At 71.8% G+C, this 21,869-nt stretch carries 20 protein-coding genes; 7 read left to right on the forward strand and 13 right to left on the reverse strand.

What is annotated here, in order from left to right; all coding sequences use genetic code 11:
- Positions 1–67: 67 nt before the first annotated feature.
- The 7 genes from rpsG to HQM25_RS14035 all read right to left on the reverse strand — a co-directional run bounded on the left by rpsG (position 68) and on the right by HQM25_RS14035 (position 6,120).
- Positions 68–538, reverse strand: a complete 471-nt coding sequence (rpsG, locus tag HQM25_RS14005) for a 30S ribosomal protein S7 (protein ID WP_106816549.1) — start codon at positions 536–538, stop codon at positions 68–70.
- Between the two features lie 5 nt (positions 539–543).
- A complete protein-coding gene (gene rpsL / locus HQM25_RS14010; protein ID WP_135063305.1) occupies positions 544–912 on the reverse strand; it encodes a 30S ribosomal protein S12 in 369 nt (122 codons plus the stop codon).
- 328 nt (positions 913–1,240) lie between these two features.
- Complete coding sequence (locus tag HQM25_RS14015) at positions 1,241–1,918, reverse strand: hypothetical protein (RefSeq protein WP_172990791.1); 678 nt, start codon at positions 1,916–1,918, stop codon at positions 1,241–1,243.
- On the reverse strand, positions 1,915–2,358 hold the full coding sequence (locus tag HQM25_RS14020; RefSeq protein WP_172990792.1) for a hypothetical protein: 444 nt from the start codon (positions 2,356–2,358) through the stop codon (positions 1,915–1,917). The genes HQM25_RS14015 and HQM25_RS14020 overlap by 4 nt, the downstream gene beginning before the upstream one ends.
- Complete coding sequence (locus HQM25_RS14025) at positions 2,358–4,220, reverse strand: hypothetical protein (protein ID WP_172990793.1); 1,863 nt, start codon at positions 4,218–4,220, stop codon at positions 2,358–2,360. Before HQM25_RS14025 ends, HQM25_RS14020 begins: the two co-directional genes overlap by 1 nt.
- Before the next feature lie 5 nt (positions 4,221–4,225).
- Entirely contained in the window at positions 4,226–4,507 is a 282-nt protein-coding gene (locus HQM25_RS14030) for a hypothetical protein (protein WP_217275151.1), read from the reverse strand.
- A gap of 95 nt (positions 4,508–4,602) precedes the next feature.
- Entirely contained in the window at positions 4,603–6,120 is a 1,518-nt protein-coding gene (locus tag HQM25_RS14035; RefSeq protein WP_172990795.1) for a SulP family inorganic anion transporter, read from the reverse strand.
- 117 nt (positions 6,121–6,237) lie between these two features.
- Between HQM25_RS14035 and HQM25_RS14040 the strand changes: the two genes are divergently transcribed.
- From HQM25_RS14040 to HQM25_RS14050, 3 genes are all read left to right on the forward strand, one after another.
- Entirely contained in the window at positions 6,238–6,990 is a 753-nt protein-coding gene (locus HQM25_RS14040; RefSeq protein ID WP_172990796.1) for an esterase/lipase family protein, read from the forward strand.
- Between the two features lie 29 nt (positions 6,991–7,019).
- Positions 7,020–9,227 carry a heavy metal translocating P-type ATPase gene (locus HQM25_RS14045; RefSeq protein WP_172990797.1) on the forward strand — a complete coding sequence of 736 codons (2,208 nt, stop codon included), beginning with the start codon at positions 7,020–7,022 and terminating at the stop codon, positions 9,225–9,227.
- 122 nt (positions 9,228–9,349) lie between these two features.
- A complete protein-coding gene (locus HQM25_RS14050) occupies positions 9,350–10,285 on the forward strand; it encodes a phospholipase (RefSeq protein WP_254359354.1) in 936 nt (311 codons plus the stop codon).
- Positions 10,286–10,388: 103 nt separating this feature from the next.
- Here the strand turns inward: HQM25_RS14050 and HQM25_RS14055 are convergent, their stop codons facing one another.
- The 3 genes from HQM25_RS14055 to HQM25_RS14065 form a co-directional block, all read right to left on the reverse strand.
- Entirely contained in the window at positions 10,389–12,563 is a 2,175-nt protein-coding gene (locus tag HQM25_RS14055) for a M66 family metalloprotease (protein WP_172990798.1), read from the reverse strand.
- A gap of 141 nt (positions 12,564–12,704) precedes the next feature.
- On the reverse strand, positions 12,705–13,199 hold the full coding sequence (locus HQM25_RS14060; RefSeq protein WP_254359355.1) for a GNAT family N-acetyltransferase: 495 nt from the start codon (positions 13,197–13,199) through the stop codon (positions 12,705–12,707).
- A 515-nt stretch (positions 13,200–13,714) separates the two neighbouring features.
- Complete coding sequence (locus tag HQM25_RS14065) at positions 13,715–13,882, reverse strand: hypothetical protein (protein ID WP_172990800.1); 168 nt, start codon at positions 13,880–13,882, stop codon at positions 13,715–13,717.
- Between the two features lie 82 nt (positions 13,883–13,964).
- Here HQM25_RS14065 and HQM25_RS14070 point away from each other — a divergent pair, with 82 nt between their 5' ends.
- Entirely contained in the window at positions 13,965–14,405 is a 441-nt protein-coding gene (locus tag HQM25_RS14070; RefSeq protein WP_172990801.1) for a MarR family winged helix-turn-helix transcriptional regulator, read from the forward strand.
- A gap of 63 nt (positions 14,406–14,468) precedes the next feature.
- On the opposite strand, the gene HQM25_RS14075 is transcribed toward HQM25_RS14070, so the two are convergent.
- Positions 14,469–14,924, reverse strand: a complete 456-nt coding sequence (locus HQM25_RS14075; protein WP_172990802.1) for an Hsp20/alpha crystallin family protein — start codon at positions 14,922–14,924, stop codon at positions 14,469–14,471.
- A 531-nt stretch (positions 14,925–15,455) separates the two neighbouring features.
- Here HQM25_RS14075 and HQM25_RS14080 point away from each other — a divergent pair.
- Positions 15,456–16,436, forward strand: a complete 981-nt coding sequence (locus tag HQM25_RS14080) for a hypothetical protein (protein WP_172990803.1) — start codon at positions 15,456–15,458, stop codon at positions 16,434–16,436.
- A gap of 634 nt (positions 16,437–17,070) precedes the next feature.
- On the opposite strand, the gene HQM25_RS14085 is transcribed toward HQM25_RS14080, so the two are convergent.
- Together HQM25_RS14085 and HQM25_RS14090 are read right to left on the reverse strand one after the other, a co-directional pair.
- On the reverse strand, positions 17,071–18,654 hold the full coding sequence (locus tag HQM25_RS14085; protein ID WP_172990804.1) for an L-serine ammonia-lyase, iron-sulfur-dependent, subunit alpha: 1,584 nt from the start codon (positions 18,652–18,654) through the stop codon (positions 17,071–17,073).
- Between the two features lie 160 nt (positions 18,655–18,814).
- Positions 18,815–19,180 (reverse strand): VOC family protein, encoded by a 366-nt coding sequence (locus tag HQM25_RS14090; protein ID WP_172990805.1) that lies wholly within the window; start codon positions 19,178–19,180, stop codon positions 18,815–18,817.
- A 94-nt stretch (positions 19,181–19,274) separates the two neighbouring features.
- On the opposite strand from HQM25_RS14090, the gene HQM25_RS14095 reads away from it, so the two are divergent.
- Together HQM25_RS14095 and HQM25_RS14100 are read left to right on the forward strand one after the other, a co-directional pair.
- A complete protein-coding gene (locus HQM25_RS14095) occupies positions 19,275–20,180 on the forward strand; it encodes an ABC transporter ATP-binding protein (protein ID WP_172990806.1) in 906 nt (301 codons plus the stop codon).
- Positions 20,177–21,784 (forward strand): ABC transporter permease, encoded by a 1,608-nt coding sequence (locus HQM25_RS14100; RefSeq protein ID WP_172990807.1) that lies wholly within the window; start codon positions 20,177–20,179, stop codon positions 21,782–21,784. Before HQM25_RS14095 ends, HQM25_RS14100 begins: the two co-directional genes overlap by 4 nt.
- Positions 21,785–21,869 lie beyond the last annotated feature (85 nt).

A 21,869-nucleotide genomic window follows, 5' to 3' on the forward strand; every position in this document is an offset into this window, starting at 1 on the left:
CGGGGGTATCGGTTGGACGCTGGGCGGCTGCTCGATCTCCGGTTCCGGCCGACCGCCGGAACGCTGATTACCAGCGGTAGTGCGCGAAGGCGCGGTTCGACTCGGCCATCTTGTGGGTGTCCTCGCGGCGCTTGACCGCGGCACCGAGGCCGTTCGAGGCATCCAGGATCTCGTTCTGGAGGCGCTCGGTCATCGTCTTCTCACGACGGCCCTTGGCGTAGCTGACGAGCCAGCGGAGGGCGAGCGTGTTGGCGCGGTGAGGCTTGACCTCGACCGGCACCTGGTAGGTCGAGCCACCGACGCGGCGCGACTTGACCTCAAGGGTCGGGCGCACGTTGTCGAGGGCCTTCTTGAGGGTGGCGACGGCGTCCTGGCCGTTCTTCGCCTCGACGCCGCGGAGGGCGCCGTAGACGATCGACTCGGCGAGCGACTTCTTGCCGTCGACGAGGATCTTGTTCACGAGCTGCGTGACGACAGGTGCACCGTAGACCGGGTCGTTGACCACGGGGCGCTTCGGGGCGGGTCCCTTGCGAGGCATCTAACTCAACCCTTCTTCGCGCCGTAGCGGCTGCGAGCCTGCTTACGGTTCTTCACGGCCTGGGTGTCGAGCGCACCGCGGACGATCTTGTAGCGGACACCGGGGAGGTCCTTCACACGACCTCCGCGGACGAGCACCAGCGAGTGCTCCTGCAGGTTGTGGCCCTCACCCGGGATGTAGGCCGTGACCTCGGTCCCGTTGCGGAGCTTCACACGAGCGACCTTGCGCATCGCCGAGTTCGGCTTCTTGGGGGTGGTGGTGTACACACGGGTGCACACGCCGGCCTGCTGCGGGTTCGACTTCAGGGCGGGCGCCTTGGTCTTCGAGACCTTGGGCGCGCGACCCTTGCGAACCAACTGCTGAATGGTTGGCACGTTCTCTCCTTGTCATGCTGCGCGGGGCCTCGCGGTCCTGCACAGCTGCTGCACGGTGACAGCGTTCGTGGGTCTCCCCCGCGGCATCCTTCGTCTTTCGATTCATGACGCCCCGGGCTCACGTGGATCCACCCACGCGGCAGGATGGTGCTGCGTGTGTTGTCGGTGGATATGCCGTGGGGGTGGGCCTGTTCGCAGGCCTGTCCCTGAGATGCGGCGCCCGGTCGAACCGTTCGACACGCCGAGGCACGTCGGACGGCGCGCACGTGCGCACACCCGCTCTATGATACCCGGGCCACCGGACGCGGGCAAACGCGCCCGGTGGCGGTCACCGCGCGCGGCGCAGCTCGGCGCGAAGGCCCCCTTCGGCGGGGTCCTCGATCCACGCGGAGGCGGCGACCACCGCGTCGAAGAGATCGACCATCAGCGGCTCCAGCTCGGCGAGTCCCGTCGCGAAGGTGGAGAGCACCACCGCTGCCCGACCGGGGACGGTGAGCCAGTAGTCCACGATCACCGTCGGCACCTGCGCGTGGGCGTCGCCCGGATCGTCGCCGGCCACCGACCGCGTACGACGGAGCACCAGTCCGTCGTCCTTCGCGAACACCGCTCCGCCGGCGGCGGCGAACCGCTCCCAGGGGTCGTCGATGGATGCGTCGCCGGTCGCCTCGCGCGCGAAGGCGCCCACGAGCGCGTCGGCGACGGCCGCGGCATCCACCTGTCCGCCGAGCGGGAGCAGAGGCCGGTACTCGGCGAGGGTCGACGCCAGCGCGATGCCGGCTCCGTCGCGCAGCGACAGGTGGAACTGCGTCGCGCCGGCGGCGCGGGCGCGCTCGGCGGCATCGGTGAGCCGCGCGCGCTGGCGGGCACGCGCGGTCGCCTGATCGTCGCGCCGGCCGAGCGTCTGGCGCACGAGCGCGGCGATCGAGGCGGACGCGTCGTCGGCGGTGGTCATCGGCACCGACCACCACTCCCCCGGAAGCCGATACGCGAGGGCGGGGCCGCTCATGCGGCCGAGGCCGCCAGCTGCTCCGGGGTGAGGGTGAGTCCCGGCCCCAGGTACTCGCCCTCGATCGGGATGTCGTCGCGATAGGTGCGCAGCGTGATCACACGCCCGCCGCCCGGAGCGGCCGCATCGAGTGCGGCGACCCGGAAGCGATAGGCCGTGTAGCCCGAGGCGTGCGCGGCGACGGCATCGACCGCGTCGCTGAGCACCGCGCCGATCCCCGCCAGCGCCGATTCGTCGAGGCCGAGGGTCACCGACAACGCTGTGGAGCCGGGGACGCCGGTGTTGGAGACGCCGATCGTGGCCTCCTCGACGCCCTCGATCTGGAGGAGGGCCTGCTCGAGCGCCGCGTCGTCGACCGCGGGCTGCGAGCCCGTCCGTGCGCAGCCGCCCAGCGCCACCATCAGCACCGCCGCAACGACCGCCACTGCCCACCGCGTCATCAGTCACCCCTCGTGTAGGCGTAGTCGAACGCCTGGATCCGGTTGCCATTCTCGTCGACGCTCGCCGGCGTGCCGAAGTAGTGCGACACCTGCACCCCGTCGTGCGACGGGTCGTCGGCGAGGAAGCGCCGGCCGGCGTCGCTGCCACCGTCGTCGACCTGCGTCTGCACCGTCGACTGGTACTTGTCGGCATTGTGGCCGAGGTCGCCGCCGGCGCCCTGCGCGGCGGGCACGTCGATCTTGTACCGATTCGGGTCGCCGGAGTGGTCGCCTTCCCACGAGTTCTCGGTGCGCGGCACCGGATCTGTGGAGTGGGAGACGTCGAGCACCTTGGTGTGCAGCGGGATGTCGAGGTCGTCGACCGACGACCCCGCCACCGCGATCGCGTCGACCCGGTAGGTGCTGCCGAACTCGGGGTCAGCGGCGAGATTGCCGGCGGTGATGCCGCCGAGGCTCCAGCCGGTGAGCATCACGTGGTCGCCCGGCTGGACGCCGGCGCGCCGCATCGCGTCGATGACCATCTTCTCGAGCTGGGTGCGCTGGTCCGGATCCATCTTCGCGACCACGTCGCTCGTCACGTCATTGCCGCTCGTGCCGCCCGGGGTCCACTGCTGCGTGCTCGGGATGTGCACGCGGTAGATGATCTCGCCGTCGGGACCGACGAACGGGATGACGCGCACGACCGATTCGTGATTGACCGAAGGATCGTTCAGGTCGAGATGACCGGCTTCGTCGATCTCCTTGAGGTCTTCGAACAGGGTGCCCATGGTGAACTCGTCGGGCAGGCGCACCGGCGAGCGGTCCACGAAGTCGGGGGTGCCCTGCTCCTCGGCCGAGGCGAGCACGATCACCGCGAGCAGCTCCGGGAAGGCCGCCAGCAGCGACACGATCGCGGCCTGCGTGAGGGCCTCCACCGGGTCCATGCCGCGCAGCAGATTCACGACGAACAGCAGCGCGAGCGCATTGAGCAGCAGGAACAGCCCGACCAGCACCCGGGTGAGCACGGCGGCCAGCACGACCAGGGCGAGGGTCACCAGTCCCGCGACGACCAGCAGCGCCGTCGTGATCAGCACGACCGCCAGCGCGAGAACGACCGCGAGCGCGGCGAGCGCGATCACCACCGCGGCCACCGCAGCCAGGACCACCAGGCCCAGCACGAGCACCGCCGCCAGGAGCACGAGCACCGCGGCCAGAACAGCGACGATCGCCGCCACGGCGGCCTCGAGCACCGTCACGACCGCCGCGAGCACGTCGGCGATGAAGTCGCCGACGTCGCGCAGCACACCTCCGACGTCGTCCCAGAACGAGTCGTTCAGGGCGCTGCCCTCGACGACGTCGTGGATGCGGGCGATCGCCCGCCGGGCGGCACGATCGCGATCGTCGATCGCCGCCCGGTACCGTCCGGCTGCGGCGCTCGCGGCGGACTCGTGCGCGGCCGCCGAGGCGGCGGCGCGGCTGATGCTGCGATCGAGGGCGCCGAGTTCGGCTGCGGTCGCGTCGGCGGACACGAGCATGCGGTCGAAACGCAGATCCGCCTCCCGCGCCTCGGCTGCGGTCTGCGCATCGGCGGCCGCCTCGCGGTCGGCGATCGCCTGTCGCGCGTCGCTCTGGGCCGTCTCCAGGGCCGCGGCGTAGTCCACGAGCGCCTCGCCGGTCTCGCGATAGCGCTCTTCCGCGCCGGCGACCTCCCCCGCGAGTGCGGACGCGTCGCGGCGCACGCGATCGATCGCGACACTCACCATCGCACCCGGCCGCGCGATCTCTCGCAGGGTCTGCGCCGCCGCGCGGATCGCGTCGGCCGTGTCGTCGTAGCGCCGGCCGGTGCGACGCAGCACGACCGGATCGCCGAGGATCGGATCCATCCCGCTCAGACCCCGCTGCCGCCGAGCGACCGGTCCAGCTGCGAGAACGCATCGTGGATCTCATCGAGCACGCCCGCGAGGGTGCCCAGGCTGTCGGACATTCCGCGACGGCGATCGTCCCACGTGGACGCGAACCGCTCCACCGTGCCGGCGAGCTCGTCGTGGCCGCACGCTTCGGCCGCGCGTCGCGCACTGTCGTCGGACGTGTCGAAGACGGTCCGGATGCGGCGAGCGCGCCGCGCGGTGGCGCCGATGGCCGCCAGATCCAGCCGGATCATCCCCGTCATCCCGCTCCCGTCCCGAACGGTCCCGCCGACCGCCCGGTCAGGCTACCGGCAACCCGCAGGGCCGCCCCATGGGGAGGACTCCCCATGGGGCGTCCTCACTCGCCGGAGCCGAGGTTGCCGGTCAGGCGCCCGTGGAACGCAGCGGTCGCCTCGTTCATGCCGCGGATCTCGACCCGGGTGCCGTGGCGCTCGTACTTGGTCGCGATCGCGTCGAGGGCCGCGACCGTGGAGGCGTCCCAGATGTGGGAGCGCGACATGTCGATGACGACGTGCGCCGGGTCGGCGGCGTACTCGAACTGCGTCGTGAGGTCATTGCTCGACGCGAAGAAGAGCTCGCCGTCGACCGTGTAGTGCGCAGTCGACGTGTCGTCGGAGACGGTGCGCGAGACCGAGGTGAAGTGCGCGACACGGCGCGCGAACAGCACCATCGCGGCGACCACGCCGAGGGCGACGCCGATCGCGAGGTTGTGCGTCCAGACCGTGGCGACGACGGTGACGAGCATGACGCCGGTCTCGCTCCAGGGCATCCGCTTCAGGGTCGACGGGCGGATGCTGTGCCAGTCGAAGGTCGCCACCGACACCATGATCATCACCGCGACCAGGGCCGCCATGGGGATGATCGCCACGATGTCGCCGAGCACGACGACGAGGATCAGCAGGAAGACGCCCGCCAGGAACGTCGAGATGCGCGTGCGGGCGCCCGAGACCTTCACATTGATCATGGTCTGGCCGATCATGGCGCAGCCGCCCATGCCGCCGAAGGCGCCCGACAGGATGTTGGCGACGCCCTGCCCCCAGGCCTCGCGGGACTTCCGGGAGTGCGTGTCGGTGATGTCGTCGACGAGCTTGGCGGTGAGCAGCGACTCGATGAGCCCCACGGTGGCGACCCCGAGCGCGAACGGCGCGATGATCCCGAGCGTCTCGAGCGTGAACGGGATGTCGAGCAGGAACAGCTCCGGGAGGCTCTCGGGCAGCGCGCCCTGGTCGCCGACGGTGGGCACCGAGAGCCCGAACACGACGGCGGCGGCCGTGACGAGCACGATCGACACGAGCGGCGCGGGCACCGCCCTGGTGAGCCGCGGCAGCAGCACGATGATCACGAGCCCCACCGCCACCATCGGATAGACGAGCCAGGGCACATCGATCAGCTGGGGCAGCTGCGAGAGGAAGATGAGGATCGCCAGGGCGTTCACGAAACCGACCATGACGCTGCGCGGAATGAAACGCATGAGCTTGGCGACGCCGAGCAGTGCGAGGACGATCTGCAGGATGCCGCCGAGGATCACCGTGGCCACGAGGTAGTCCATGCCGTACTCGCGCGCAATCGGCGCGACCACCAGCGCGATGGCGCCCGTCGCGGCCGTGATCATCGCGGGGCGACCTCCCACGAACGCGATGGCGACCGCCATCACGAACGAGGAGAAGAGCCCCACGCGCGGGTCGACGCCGGCGATGATCGAGAACGCGATCGCCTCGGGGATGAGCGCGAGCGCCACGACGAGCCCGGCGAGCACCTCCCGGGTGAGGATGCGGGGGCTGCGCAGGGCCTGCAGGACGGTCGGCTCGATGCGGTATCGGGTGGCGCTGTCGGGCGGAGGGATCACGGCGGTCATGGCGGACTCTCGTTGTGTATGTGGATGCCGGTGAAGGGGCGCGAATGCGCGGGAGGCGTGTTCCAGCCTAGAGAAGGCCGGGGATGCCGGCGGCTAGAGTGACCGAGGAGGCGACCGATGACCACCACCGAACCCCGCCGCTCGCCGGCGCTGCTGCGGGGATTGTGGTGGGCCGCCGACTACCTCTACGCGGGCAGACGCCAGCTCGCGATCCTCGCCCCGCCGTGGACGATCGGGCGGCCGCGGCCGGTGCCCGCGGCATGGCGCCGCGGCGGCGACGACCTCCCCGAGGTCGTGCTGATTCCCGGTGTGTACGAGCACTGGACCTTCCTGATCCCGCTCGGCGACGCCCTGAGCGCGGCCGGCCACCGCGTGAGTGTCGTGCACGGACTCGGGATCAACCGCGGCACCGTGGCGAGCACCGCGCATCGCCTCGGGGGCGTGCTCGCGCAGCATCCCTCCCCCGACGCGGGGCGCGTGATCGTGGCGCACAGCAAGGGCGGGCTCATCGCCAAGCACCTCCTCGTCGACCTCGAATCCGGCGGCGATCAGCTCGGCGTGCGGGGCGTCGTGGCGGTGTGCACGCCCTTCGGAGGCTCCCGCCTGGCGTCGGTGCTCGCGTGGGACCGCAGCATCCGCGACTTCCTCCCCTCCGACGCGACCATCCTCGCGCTGGGGCGCGCGACCTCCGTGAACGCGCGCATCGTGTCGGTGTTCGGGCCGTACGACCCGCACATCCCCGAGGGCAGCGCGCTCGACGGCGCGACGAATGTGCTCGTGCGCGCACCCGGCCACTTCCGGGTGCTCGGCGCGGCGGGCACCCACGAGGCCGTCATCGCCGGCATCCGACTTCTGACAGAACGGGAATAGATACCCCCTGGGGGTATGTTCGGAACATCATGGACGCTCACCAGAAGCACGACACGCACGCAGACCACGCGATGCACGCGGGCCACTCTCCGGGCGGCAGCGACGCCCCCGGCGGGCACGAGAGCCACGGCGGGCACGGCGGCCACCAGGGCCACGGCGACCACGGTGACCCCGGCGGGCACGAGGCCCACGGCGCCCACGGCGGGCACGGCGGCCACCAGGGTCACGGCGACCACGTCGCGCGGTTCCGGCGACTGTTCTGGATCATGCTCGTGCTCGCCGTGCCGGTCGTCGCGTTCTCCCCGATGTTCGCGATGCTCCTGGGCTACCCGCTCCCCGATGCGCTGTGGGTGACGTGGATCTCGCCGGTGCTCGGCACCGTGATGTACCTGTGGGGAGGCAGCCCGTTCCTCACCGGCGCCGTCTCGGAGCTGCGCTCGCGGGCACCGGGCATGATGCTGCTGGTCGCCACCGCGATCACCGTCGCGTTCGTCGCCTCGTGGGGCGCGAGTCTCGGCATCCTCCATCACGAACTCGACTTCTGGTGGGAGCTGGCGCTGCTGATCGTGATCATGCTCCTCGGGCACTGGCTCGAGATGCGCTCGCTCGCCCAGACCACCTCCGCGCTGGACTCGCTCGCAGCCCTCCTGCCCGATGAGGCCGAGCGCGTGGAGGGCGACGCGGTCGTGACGGTGGCGCCCGCCGACCTCGGCGTCGGAGACGTCGTCGTCGTGCGACCGGGCGGGCGCGTGCCCGCCGACGGCACCATCACGCAGGGCCGGGCGCAGGTCGACGAATCGATGATCACGGGCGAGTCGCGCCCCGTCGAACGCGGCGAGGGCGACCAGGTCGTCGCCGGCACCGTCGCCACCGATTCGGGGCTGCGGGTGCGGGTGACCGCCACCGGCGAGCAGACGGCGCTCGCCGGCATCCAGCGACTCGTCGCCGACGCACAGGCCTCGACCTCGCGCGCGCAGCGGCTGGCCGACCGCGCCGCCGCCTGGCTGTTCTGGTTCGCGGTCTCGGCCGCCGTGCTCACCGCGATCGTGTGGACCGCGATCGGACTTCCCGGTGACGCGGTCGTGCGCACCATCACGGTGCTCGTGATCGCGTGCCCCCACGCGCTGGGTCTCGCGATCCCGCTCGTCGTCTCGATCGCCACCGAGCGCGCCGCGCGCGCCGGCGTGCTCGTCAAGGACCGTCTGGCCCTCGAGACCATGCGAACCGTCGACGCCGTGCTGTTCGACAAGACCGGCACGCTCACCGCGGGAGCCCCCGCGGTCACCGCGGTGAGCGCCGCCGACGGCTTCGAAGACGATGAGGTGCTGGCGCTGGCCGCCGCGGCGGAGACCGACTCGGAGCACCCGCTGGCCCGCGCGATCGTCACGGCCGCGCAGGAGCGCGCACTGCGCGTTCCGCCCGCGCACGACTTCTCCTCGTCACCCGCGGTCGGCGTGACGGCCCGGGTGCAGGAGCGCACCGTGCGCGTCGGCGGCCCCGCCCTCCTGGCCGACGAGCAGGCCGGCGAGCTGGATGCCGCGCAGCCGTGGCACGACGAGGGCGCGACCGTGCTCCACGTCGTGGTCGACGGCGCGGTGGCGGGCGCCCTGCGGCTGAGCGACGCGGTACGGCCGGAGTCGCACGACGCGGTGGCGGCCCTGCGCGCCCGCGGCATCGAGATCGTGATGATCACCGGAGACGCCGAGCCGGTCGCCGCCGCGGTCGCGGGCGAGCTCGGCATCGAACGCTGGTTCGCCGGGGTGCGCCCCGAAGACAAGGCCGACGCGGTCGCCTCGCTCCAGCGCGAGGGCCGACGGGTCGCGATGGTCGGCGACGGAGTGAACGACGCGCCCGCGCTCGCCCAGGCCGATGTCGGTCTCGCGATCGGCGCGGGCACCGATGTGGCGATCGGGTCGGCCGGGGTCATCCTCGCCGGATCCGACCCGCGCGCGGTGCTGTCGGTGATCGAGCTCTCCCACGCGAGCTACCGCAAGATGCGGCAGAACCTGTGGTGGGCCGCCGGCTACAACCTGCTCTCGGTGCCCCTCGCCGCGGGCGTGCTGGCGCCGATCGGGTTCGTGCTGCCGATGTCGGTCGGCGCGATCCTGATGTCGGTCTCGACCATCGTCGTGGCCCTCAACGCACAGCTGCTGCGCCGCATCGATCTCACCCCAGTGACCCTCGCGGCGGACGCGGCACAGACCCGCGAAACGGTCACGGAGTCGGCCCGGCTCTGACCGAATGTCCAGGTAAAGCCTGGGAACCGTCCAGAATCACCGGTCAGGGTGGAGACTTCGCGTCCGGCCCGAGGGCGCGTCGCGCCGCGCTCGCGGCTGCCTCGACCCGAAGGATCCACCCTGTGCCCCACCCCTCGATGACCCGCGTCCAGCGCGCCCGCGCGCGCCGGCGCAACCGCTCGTTCCTCACCGCGTCGGTCGCCGTCGGCGCCGCCCTCACCGTCGTGCTGACGACCGGATCGGCCGCCGCGACGATGCCGGTCACGACCGCGGCATCCATCGCCTCGGTCGCCGCCCCCGTCGCCGCCGCACTCCCGGCCGCCCCGCAGCCGGTGACGCTCGACTCCATCACGGCGGAGGCCGAAGCCTCGGTCGCCGACGCGCGCGCCGCGCTGCGCGACGCCGCGGCCGTGACCGGAGAGGTGAACACCTCAGGGCTCGATCTCGGCACCGAGAGCACCGACATCGACGTGGCCGACCTGCGTGAGGCGATCCACCGCCTCGACGACCTCGACGTGCTGCCTGTTCTGCTGCTCCCGCAGATCGCCGAGGAGATCGCGGCCGAGACCGACGCCGTCTCAGCACGCGTCGACGCCCTGACCGAGCGCCTCGACGCCGCCCTCGAGAAGAAGGCGGCCGAAGAGGCCGCTGCCAAGGCCGCCGCCGAGAAGGCCGCCGCCGAGAAGGCCGCGGCGGAGAAGAAGGCGGCCGAGGAGGCCGCGCGCGCGGCCGCGCTGGCCGCCGCCAACACGCCCGACGGCGCCCGCGCCACCGCCCGCAGCATCGCCGCGTCGGAATACGGCTGGGGCGACGGCGAGTTCGCGTGCCTCGACTCGCTGTGGAACAAGGAGTCGAACTGGAACTACCAGGCCTACAACGCCTCCAGCGGCGCGACCGGCATCCCGCAGTCGCTGCCCGGCAGCAAGATGGCGACGGCCGGCGCCGACTGGCAGACCAACGCCACCACCCAGATCCGCTGGGGCCTCGGCTACATCGCCGCCGCCTACGGCTCCCCCTGCAGCGCCTGGTCGCACTCGGTCGCCACGAACTGGTACTGATCCGGGCCGATGAGAAGAGTGGATGCCGCACCCGGCGCGCGGGCGCGGCATCCACTCTTCTCTTGTCGTTTGCGGTTCTCTCGTCGTTTCCGGCGCTGCCGCCTCAGGACTCGGCGCGACGGCGCTGGTCCTCGCGGCCGACGGCCTGGACGACGATCTCGGACCGGCCCTTGCCGACGGCGACCGCGATCTCGTGCTTGCCCTCGGACAGCGCGACCCACTCATCGAGCCCGCGCGCGACCGGCTCGCCGTCGATCGTCCACTCGGCGCCCTCGATGTCCTCGGCGGACGCATCGAGCACCGACGCCCACAGACGCACCTCGACACCGGCCTGGTAGGTGTAGCCGTCCTTCGGGTGCTGGATGGTGATCGCGGGCTCGCGCTCGCGAACCCACACGCGCACCGGCTCGGACTCCGCCGACGCGAAGCCGTCGTGCGCCACCACCTGCAGATACCCCTCGCCGACCGGAAGCGTGCCGGTCGGCAGGCTCACCTTCTGCTCGGTCACCTCGGTGGCCACCGACGACCATTCCTCGCCGTCGCGGGAGTAGCGGATCCAGTACTCCTCGGCCGGCGAGGACTCCCACCAGACGCTGATGCCCTCGCGGAACTCCTCGGGCTCGGCCACTCGCACCCAGGGCTCCTCGCCCGACGCCTCCCGACGCCACACGGTCTCGCCCCGGGCGACGATCTCGAGCGCCGCCCCCGGTGCGACGTCGGGCAGGAAGGCCTGCGCGACGTACGACGCTGGGGGGCGACCGCCGGGCTTGTCGCCGCAGCCCCCGCAGCCCCCGGCGCTCGTGGTCAGGCGCACGACCTCGCCCGTGGCGATCACCTCGCCCCCTTCGTCGAGCAGCCGCACGGTGAACGGCGTCGCGCCGGCCGCGGGGAGCTGGGGATGGGCGGCGACGCGCGCCACCTGCACGCGCTCGCCGATCGTGCCGCCGTCGACGTGCACGATGACCGAGATCACGCGCTTCTTGTCGAGTGGTGGGAACACGGGCAGCTCCAGGTCGAAGTCGAACGGAGGCGGGTCGGGGATCGGGATCTTCGGGATCCGCGGCAGCTCCTCCCACACCAGATCGTGCCACCACGGCTCGTCGATGCCCACCGTGCGTGGCGAGAACTGCGCGTTGTCGGTGAGCCGGCCGTAGTTGTAGGGCGAGATCCACTTCGGCGTCGCGTATCCCATGACGTCGCGGAACGTCGCCGGCGACTTCACCGCGGCGGCGCTCACGTCGATGCCGTACTCGCCCGTGCGCCCCTGGGCCACGCCCGCGGGATCGTACGGCTCGTACGGTGGGAAGTTCGGGTCGGGATTCGGCGCCCCACCCGACGGCGCGTGCGGAAGACCTGCGGCGTGACCGGCCTCGTGCGCCAGCGTCCACGGCTGGTTGATCGGCCCGACCGCCACACCCCCGCCGCCGCAGCCGCCGACCGGCCCCATCGGCGTGCCGCTGGGCAGGAGGCCGTAGTAGATCCATCCCGGCTGGTTGCCGTCGGCCGTGCGCACGTTCGCGACCCGGGCGTGCAGGGCGTTCCATTGGGTGCCGCAGCCGCTCGGCGGGAAGGACGAATCCTGCAGGTGATTGGTCTGCACGAGGTTGCCGGCCACGCGGAACTGCGCGGTCGATTCCACCGGGAACAGCGACAGCGACGTGCCCGACATGTTCTGCAGATCGGCGAGCGTGGGAGCCGCCAGCTGCAGGTTCGGCGCATTGGGCGCCATGCTCGCCGGCCCGTTGTACGAGATCATCACGCCGGCCAGCCGCAGCGTCTGGCGAAGCGTCACCGACACGTTGATCGTGCGCTCCGCGGTGCGGTTCGCGGTCTTCACGCGCGCGATGAGCCTGAGGTTGCCGTACATGTAGGCCGCCGGGATCACGAAGTTCAGCGTTTCGCCGAGATCGCCGCGGATGCCCGCATACGTCGTCGAGAACGACGAGGGCACCGAGGTCATCGACGAACCGTGCGGCGACCGGGTGGTGACCGGCTTGTACAGCCAGCCGAACATGCGCCGCTGCACCTCGAGAGTGCCCGTGACGCTCGAGGCGCCGAACAGGCTCCCGACGTAGACCCGCACGAACGCGGGTTTGTGGGCCACGAGCCGCTGCGCGTTGTCACCCTGCCTGTCCGCGGGATCGGTCAGATGCTTCTCGGAGTCGTAGAACTGGACGGATTGATTCACCTCGATCCCACCGATCGTGAGCCCCAGTCGGAACACCAGGGACTCGGAGATTTCGGCGTCGAACGGCACTCGGAAGTCGAGATCGCCCACGATGCCACCCCTTTCTTGTGCGACAGCTCCCCCGATGGAGGAGGGCGCGGCGGGGTGGTCAGATACCGTTCAGGGGCGATGTGACGGCTCCGGCGACGTGCGTCACCGCACCATTCGGACACCGGCGATCAGCGCCCTTCGTCACCGGACCATGCGGGCATCGGTGATCCACGGCGCACCCGGGTCGACGACCTCGACCCCGTCGAAGGCGAAGCCGTTGCGACGGTAGAAGGCGATCGCACGAGGATTCTGCGCGGCGACCCAGAGGAGGGCCGGCCCCGGGCCGACGACGTCGTCGAGCAGCGCCTGACCGACCCCGGTGCCGTAGTGCGCGGCGCGCACGTAGAGGGCGAACAGCTGGAGCTGTCTCGTGGGCTCCTTGCCCGCGACGGCGATCGCGGTGCCCGCCCACCCGAACCCGATGAGCTCGTCGCCCGCTTCGGCGAGGCGGATCCGCGCATCGTCACCCGGGTGTGCGAGCACGAGGTCCCACATGCGGCGCCGACCCGCGATGTACTCCGGGGTGAAGAACCCTTCCGGGAGCAGGTGCGCGTATGCCTCACGCCACGTCGCGACGTGCAGATCGACCAGCGCGCCGGCGTCGTCGGGAACCGGGGCGCGGAGGGTGAAGCTCACCCGAACATCGTCGCGCCTGGGCGTTGGCGATGACATCCCGAAGTTCCTGCCGAGAATCACGAAAAGATAACGAGAAACCCTTGCCCGCCGTTACCTGGCCGTTATAGAGTGCTCGCACGGTAGTTGTTTTGCTGTGGCAGCTACCGGCATGTGATTGCAGGACACTCTTGGTGCAAGGGACAAGGGCCGGCCGGAAGCCTCTCCGACCGGCCCTTACTCTTGCCCGCGCACGGGGCGTGGCGTGGTGTGGGCTGTGGGGCCTGGGGGCGCGGGGCGCGTCGCAGAGGCGCGGGGCGTGGGGCGTGGCCACACGTGCGCGCCACTGTGCGGCATCCGCGCCATCGATCGGCAGCGCGGATGCCGCAACCTGCCGCGCACCCGTGACGAGACCGCCGCAACCTGCCGCGGACGTCGCAACCTGCCGCGCACCCGTGACGAGACCGCCGCAACCTGCCGCGGACGTCGCAACCTGCCGCGCACACGGGACTCGCCGGTGCGGGCGACCGCGCCGCGGCTCAGTCGGCGGAACCGCCCCCGCGCTGGGCGATGAGGCTCTGCGCGATCGACAGCTCCGCGAGCGCGCGCACCGCCTCCCACGTTCCGGGCTTCAGCTTCGCTGCCGTATCGACCGCTAGCGCGGCGTACGCTTCAGCGCGCCGGGCGGCCTCGTGTTCTGTGCTCACGAATGTGAACATACATGCGCGTGTTCCGCGCGCCATGCGGCGGTTCATACCGACACGCCCGCGAAGCCCTACTCTGGTTCGCATGACCGACCGCCGCCTGGCCGTGGATGCGTGGGAGAGCCTCTTCCGCGCGCAGTACGAGGTGTTCGCCGAGATCAGCGCCGACTTCGACGGCAGCGACCTCACGCAGGCCGAGTACGACGTGCTCCTCACCGTCACGCGCGCGCCCGAGATGACGGCGCGACTGCGCGATGTCACGCGCAACATGCTCATCAGCCAGCCGAGCGTCTCGCGGCTGGTCGACCGCATGGCCGCGCGCGGACTGCTGTCGAAGTGCAGCGATCCCGACGACGGCCGCGGAGCACTGGTGACCGCCACCCCGATCGGCGCGTCGGCGTTCCACGCGCTCGCGCTCTCCCACGGGCGTTCGATCGCGCAGCGCATGTCCGTGCTGTCCGACTCGGAACTCGCGGAACTCCAGGCCCTCACCGCGAAGCTGCGCGGGCGAGGACTCCGCGACTGACATGCAGAGAAGTGGATGCTCCGCCCGGCGCCGGGCGAAGCATCCACTTCTCTGGTCTGGGGGTTACTGCTCGACGGGCTGAGGCTCGTCGGTGGACTCGTGGGCGCGCAGCACTTCACCCTCACGCTCGGTGGAGACGGAGATCTTGCGCGGCTTGGCCTTCTCGCTCACCGGGATCGTCACGCTCAGCACGCCGTGGGCGTACGCAGCCGAGATGCGGTCGGTGTCGACGCCCTGGCCGAGGTTGAGCTGACGCAGGAAGGTGGCGGCTTCGCGCTCGCGGGTGATCCACTTCACGCCCTCTCCGCTGGGGAGCGTGCGCTCGGCACGGATCGTGAGCAGCTGGCCGTCCACGTCGATGTCGACCGAGCCCGGGTCGATGCCGGGGAGGTCGGCGGTCAGCACGTAGTGGTCGCCGTCGCGATAGAGGTCCATCGGCATGCGGCGCGGGCCGCGGCGCACGTCGAAGATGCCCGCAGCGAGGCGGTCGAGGTCACGGAACGGGTCATACGTTGCCATGGTCATCTCCTTGATGTCATGTGGTCGTGAAAGTTGAGTCGAGGCGGCTCAACTGGCATCGAGATTAGCACTCTCAGTGGGTGAGTGCTAACGCTTTGCGGGCCGATTCGCGCACGGCGAACACCGCCTCGTTGGCCGCGGTCGCCACTCATGCTCGTGGGGCGGCTTCTGCGGCATCCTGAGCCTCGACGACGCAGAACGCGACCCACGAACCGGCGGGCACCGACGGCCACTCGACCGTGGGGTGCCTCCTGCGGCATCCACACCCCCGCCCCCGCACAACGCGACCCACGAACCGGCGGGGCACCAACGGCCACTTGACCATGGGGCGCCTCCTGCGGCACCCACACCCCCGCCCCCGCACAACGCGACCCACGACCCTTGCGACAGTGGACACCCCGCTGCACGTGGGGCGCTTCCGGCAGGGTGGCGCGCGCCTCCCCGACCCTCCCCAGGCGGGGTCTCGGGCGGATTCCTCCACACCGGCCCCCGGGCGGCGCGCCGGGCCGTCCGGGGCGCGAAGGTAGGTGGATGCCGCGCCCCCGTCCGCTCCCCGCATCCCTCGGCACGACGTTCACCGTCGTCGAAGCGGCCGCCGCTGGGGTGAGTGCGGGGCGACTGCGCGCCGCGGATCTGGATCGGCCGTTTCGCGGCGTGCGGATCGCGCCCGACCCGATCGTCACGACCGCCGACGAGCCGACACCCACCGCGGACGAAGTCGCGCGTGCCACGACGCTGCGCCTCGCCGGCGCCGCGGCGAAGGTCGTGAGTCATCGCGCGTTCTTCGGGGGTCGCACCGCCGCCGTGCTGCACGGTCTCCCCGTCGATCCGGGGTCGCATCTCGTCGTGGGTGTCGTGCGACCGCACCGGCCTCCGCGGCGGCCGGGCGTGCGCGGGGTCAAAGTCTCCGATTCGCTGGTGCACGTCGTCGAAGTCGAGGGTCTGCGCGTGTCGTCACCGGCGAGCACGTGGGCGATGCTCGCGACCGAGCTGACCACGCGGGAACTCGTGCACGTCGGCGACGCGATCGTGCGGATCCCGCGCGACGAGCACGGCCGCCTCCAGCCGGAGAGCCGGCTCGCCACACCCGCGCAGCTGAAGAGCGCGGTGCAGGCGGGTCGCCGCGCCGGTGCCGCACGACTGCGCGACGCGCTCACGCTGATCCGGGTGGGCAGCGCGTCGCCTCTCGAGTCGGACTTCAGAATGGATGCCGCGCACGCCGGCCTGCCTCACTTCGAGCTCGACGTCGAGATCCTCGACGGCCGCGGCAGGCGTCTCGGCATCAGCGAGTTCGCGCATCGCCCGACGAAGACGGTGGTGGAGGTCGAGGGCGACCATCACCGAGTGAGCCGCAAGCAGTGGAACCGAGACATCGACAAGTACGCCGATTACGCCGCGGCGGGGTGGGAAGTCGTCCGGCTGACGTCGGCGCACATCCGCAGCGATGCCCCGCGGGCGACCACGATCGTTCGCGACGCACTGCTCCGCCGCGGCTGGGCACCGTCACCGTAGATTCCCCGCCTCTTCGTGGGGCGCATCGCGCGGCATCCACGCCTCACCACCCACACAACGCGCCCCACGAGCCCCCGCCCACAATGCCCACGAGCTTCGTGGGGCGCCCGGCGCGGCATCCACACCCCCGACCTCGCAGAGACCGCCCCACCAACGCAGCCCCAGGCGCACCCCGCCGCTTCATGGGGCGCATCGCGCGGCATCCAACGCCACCAACCCACACAACGCGCCGCACGAACCACCCGCTCACAATGCCCACGAGCCGCCCGCCCACAATGCCCGCGAGCTTCGTGGGGCGCCCGGCGCGGCATCCACACCCCCGACCCCGCAGAGACCGCCCCACCAACGCAGCCCCAGGCGCACCCGGCCGCTTCATGGGGCGCGTCGCGCGGCATCCAACGCCACCAACCCACACAACGCGCCGCACGAACCACCCGCCGGCGAAGCCCGCAAGCTTCATGGGGCGCATAGCGAGCGCGGCATCCAACGCCACCAACCCACACAACGCGCCCCACGAACCACCCGCCGGCGAAGCCCGCGAGCTTCAGGGGGCGCATAGCGAGCGCGGCATCCAACGCCGCCACTCCACACCACGCGCCCCACCAGCCCGCCCCGCGAGCCGCCCGCGCCGGCGTCAGCACTCGATGACGTTGACCGCGAGGCCGCCCTCGCTCGTCTCCTTGTACTTCGTGGACATGTCGATGCCGGTCTGGCGCATCGTCTCGACGACGGCGTCGAGCGAGACGAAGTGCGAGCCATCGCCGCGCAGCGCGAGGCGCGCGGCGGTGACGGCTGTCGAGGCGGCAATGGCGTTGCGCTCGATGCACGGGATCTGCACGAGCCCGCCGACCGGGTCGCAGGTGAGTCCGAGGTGGTGCTCCATGGCGATCTCGGCGGCGTTCTCGATCTGGCGGTTGGTGCCGCCCATCACGGCCGTGAGCCCGCCCGCCGCCATGGCGCACGCCGAGCCCACTTCGGCCTGGCAGCCGCCTTCGGCGCCCGAGATCGAGGCGTTCGCCTTGAAGAGCGACCCGAGTGCCGCCGCCGTGAGGAGATACCGACGGATGCCGCGCCGGCGGTTCGCGTCGGCGACCTGCGACTCATCCCACGACGCCACCTCCGACGGGCCGGCGACGTGGCCGTCATAGCCGAGCAGGGCGCTGCCCACGAGCTCTCCGTACGGCGTGACCGCGTTGCCGGAGCCGAGCCCCGAGTCGGCGAGGAAGCGCCACCAGTACATCGCGACGGCGGGCACGATGCCGGCGGCGCCGTTGGTGGGGGCGGTCACGACGCGTCCGCCGGCGGCGTTCTCCTCGTTGACGGCGAGCGCGAACGCCCCGAGCCACTCACCGGGAAGCTCGCGGCGCCCCTCGGACTCGGCCGCGTCGAGCTGCGCGCGGATGGCCGCGGCCCGCCGCTTCACCCCGAGTGCACCGGGCAGCACCCCGCGCGCATGCAGGCCCGATTCCACGCAGGACGCCATGGCGTCCCAGATCGCGTCGAGTCCCGCGGCGATCTCCTCGTCGGAGCGCAGCGCCTCCTCGTTCAGGCGTGCGGCCTCGGCGATCGTGATGCCGCGCTCGTCGCACAGTTCGAGCAGCTGCTCGGCGCTGGCGAAGTCCAGCGGGTAGGGGTGCGCCTGCACGCGCGGCGACTCCCCCTCGCGCCTGATGAACCCGCCGCCCACCGAGTAGTACGTCTCGCGCAGCACGAGTCCCTCGTCGCTGCCGGGCGCCGGGATGCCGCGCGCGTAGCCCGGCCCGGTGAGACGCACCCGGTCTTCGGCCACGCGGGCGGGGCCGGCATCCACCCGGTCCCATGCCTCGAGCACCATGCCGTTGGAGTGCGCGGGCAGCCGCGTACGCGGGACGAAGCGCACGTCGTCGCGGTGGAAGCCGATCGAATGGCGCTCCAGCAGCGAGAGCGCACGCCCGTCGCGCCAGTGCAGCCACGCGCCCCGCACCGCATCGGGGTCGACGGTCTCGGGCTCGTGGCCCTGCCAGCCGGCGACGACCGCGTCGGGGGTGCCGTGGCCGATGCCGGTCGCTCCGAGCGAGCCGTACAGCGCGCACGTGACGCGCTCGACGCGGTCGAGGAGGCCCTGCTCGCGCAGGCGGACGACGAAGTCACGGGCGGCCCGCATGGGTCCGACCGTGTGGGAGCTCGAGGGTCCTACACCGATGGAGAACAGCTCGAACGCCGAGACGTAGGCGCTCACTCCCCCAGGCTACGCCCCGCCGCGCACGCCCTCCCGTCGCGCACGCCCGCGGCACCCCGCGCCGCCGCGGATCCTCCCGTCGCGCACGCCCGCGGCACACCGCGCCGCCGCGGATCCTCCCGCCGCGCACGCCCGCAGCACCGCGGGCGCAGCCCGCGCGTCACGGCCGCTGGAACGCCACCAGCCCGACGGTGTTGCCCTCGGAGTCGCGCACGAACGCCTGCCATTCCTCGTGTCCGGCGGGCCCGAGCGTGTCATCGTCGTGCGTGAAGATGACGTGCGGGTGCGACACCACCTCCACCACGCCGTCGAGGCGCTCGAGGGCCTCGTGCACGTTGTCGACCTGCAGGTAGATGAGCGCCGACGGCGCGTTGCGATCGAGCAGAAGCCGCACCCCGTCGAGCTCGAAGAACAGCAGACCGGGCGGGTCGAACTGCGCCGTCGGCTCGCGCTGCAGCAACACCGTGTAGAACGCGGCGGCGCGTTCGAGGTCGTCGGCGTGCTGTGCGATCTGAACGAGTCTCATCGGGGCCTCCGGGCTCAGTGTAGGCCTCGCCCGGCGCAGTGGGTGTGGCTAGAGTGACGCGGAGAGCCGCCGACGCCGACACCGGGGATGCCGCATGACGAGCAGGATCATCGAGATCGAGGGATTGATCAAGCACTTCGGGAAGGCGGTGGCCCTCGACGGCCTCGACCTCACCCTCGACGAGGGCGAGGTGCGCGGATTCCTCGGACCCAACGGCGCGGGCAAGTCCACGACGATCCGCATTCTGCTGGGTCTCGTGCGACGCACCGGCGGCGCCGTGCGCCTGTTCGGCGACGACCCGTGGAGGCACGCCGTCGCCCTGCACCGGCGGCTGAGCTATGTGCCGGGCGATGTGGCGCTGTGGCCCCAGCTCACCGGCGGCCAGTGCATCGACCTGCTGGGCTCTTCGGGCGCCCCACTCGACCAGACGCGGCGGGCCGAGCTCATCGAGCGCTACGACCTCGACCCCTCCAAGCGCGTGCGCGACTACTCCAAGGGCAACCGGCAGAAGGTCGCCCTGGTCGCCGCCTTCGCGTCGCAGGCCGACCTGCTCATCCTCGACGAGCCGACCTCCGGCCTCGACCCGCTCATGGAGGAGGTGTTCCGCGAGTGCGTGCGCGAGCGCGCCGACGCCGGCGCCTCCGTGCTGCTGTCGAGTCACATCCTCGGGGAGGTCGACGCACTGTGCGAGAACGTGACGATCATCCGGCACGGCAAGGTCGTCGAAGCCGGATCGGTGGCCGAGCTGCGACGACTCTCCCGCACGACGGTGCACGCCGTCACGCGGGGACCGGCGCCGACCCTCGCGCATCCGTCGATCGCCAATCTCCAGTCCACTCCCACCGGCACCGGCACCGGCACCGAGCTCGAATTCACCGTCGATCCCGCGGCACTCGACGACGTGCTGCCGCCGCTGCTGGCCACCGGGGTGACCGCGCTCACCGTGCGCCCGCCGAGCCTCGACGAGCTGTTCCTCACCGCGTACGAGGGCGCGCGGTGACCGCGACCGCCGCCACGACCTCGGCGCGCGCTGCGCGGGCCTCCCGCCCGGGCAACGGCTTCGGCGCGATCCTGCGCATCCAGCTGCGCACCGGCTGGAAGGCCCTGGCGATCTGGGTGGTGGCGCTGATCGGCGGGTACCTCGCCACCGTGGCATCCATCGACTCGCTCTACGACTCGCCCGAGGCACTGCAGGGCTACGACGACACGGTCGCGAGCGACCCCGCGATGGCCGCGATCAACGGCACACCCTACGGCGCGGACACGCTGGGCGGCGTGGTCTCGAACGAGTTCGGCTTCATCGCGGCGATCGCGATCCCGCTCATGGGTCTGCTCCTGGTGGTCCGCCAGACGCGCGCGCAGGAGGAGATCGGGATGCTGGAGCTGCTGCGCTCGCGCGGCGTCGGCGCCCGTGCGCCGTGGACCGCGGCGGTGCTCCTCGCGCTCGTCGCGCTCGCCCTCGTGGGCGGCGGCATGGCGACCGTGCTCGTCGCGTACGGCGAGCCCGCCGACGCCGCGCTGCTCTACGGCGCGTCGATCGCGGGCCTAGGGGCGGTGTTCGCGGGCATCGCGACGCTCGTGGGCCAGCTGCTGCGGCGCTCGGGATCGGTGACCGGCGTCGGGATCCTCGTGCTGGGCGTCGCGTACGTGACCCGGGCCGCCGGCGATGTGCGCGACAACGGCTGGAAGTGGCTGTCGCCGCTGGCCTGGCAGCAGGAGACCCGGCCGTTCGCCGACGATGCCCGGGTGTGGCCGCTGCTGCTCGCGCTGGGTGTGGCGGCCGTGCTGATCGCGGCGGGACTGACCCTCGTCGGGGGTCGCGACCTGGGGTCGGCGATGGTCGCCTCACGCCCTGGTCCCGCCCGCGCGGGCGGCCTCACCCGGTCGACGTGGGGCCTCGCGCTGCGGGCGCACGCCTCCGCGGGCGCGGCCTGGATCTCGGGCTCGATCGCGGTGGGCGTGATCTTCGGCGCGTTCACCGACGACATCGCCGAGGCGATCGCCGCCAACCCCGCACTGTCGGCCGTGATGGGCGACGGCCAGGCGACCGAGGCCTACGTGGGCATCACGCTGATGATGCTCGTGCTGATGGCGATCGGATGCCTCGGCCAGAGCCTGGGCCGCGTTCGCGGCGAGGAGACCGGCGGGCGTCTCGAGCCGACGCTGGCCCGCTCGGTGTCGCGCCCCGGGTGGCTCGCCACGCACGCCGTGTGGATGGTGGTCTTCCCGTTGCTGGCACTGCTCGCCGGAGCGGCGGGGCTCGCACTCACCGCCGACGGCGAGGTCGACGACATCGTGGTCTCGGCGGTGGCCTATGTGCCCGCAGTGCTGGTCGCCCTCGGGATCGCCGTCGCACTGTTCGGTCTGCTCCCCCGGCTGACAGGACTCATCTGGCTGGTGCTCGGGTACATCGCGTTCGTCGCGATCCTCGGCGGCACGCTCGATCTGCCCGACTGGGCGATGAACCTCTCGCCCGTCTCGGCGATTGGCACCCTGCCCGTCGATGAGGTGGATGCCACAGTCGAGTGGCTCCTCGTCGGCATCGCGGTCGTGCTGCTGGCGGCCGGCTTCGTCGGCCTTCGCCGCCGCGACATCCCGCGCTGACCGCCGGCCGGATCGGTCGGCGCGCGTCCGCGCACTGCGGCTCGTGGGTCACCCCCGACGGGTTCGGGCGCGTGGATGCCACACC

This window comes from Microbacterium hominis, from assembly GCF_013282805.1.
GTDB classification, from domain to species: Bacteria; Actinomycetota; Actinomycetes; order Actinomycetales; family Microbacteriaceae; genus Microbacterium; species Microbacterium hominis_B.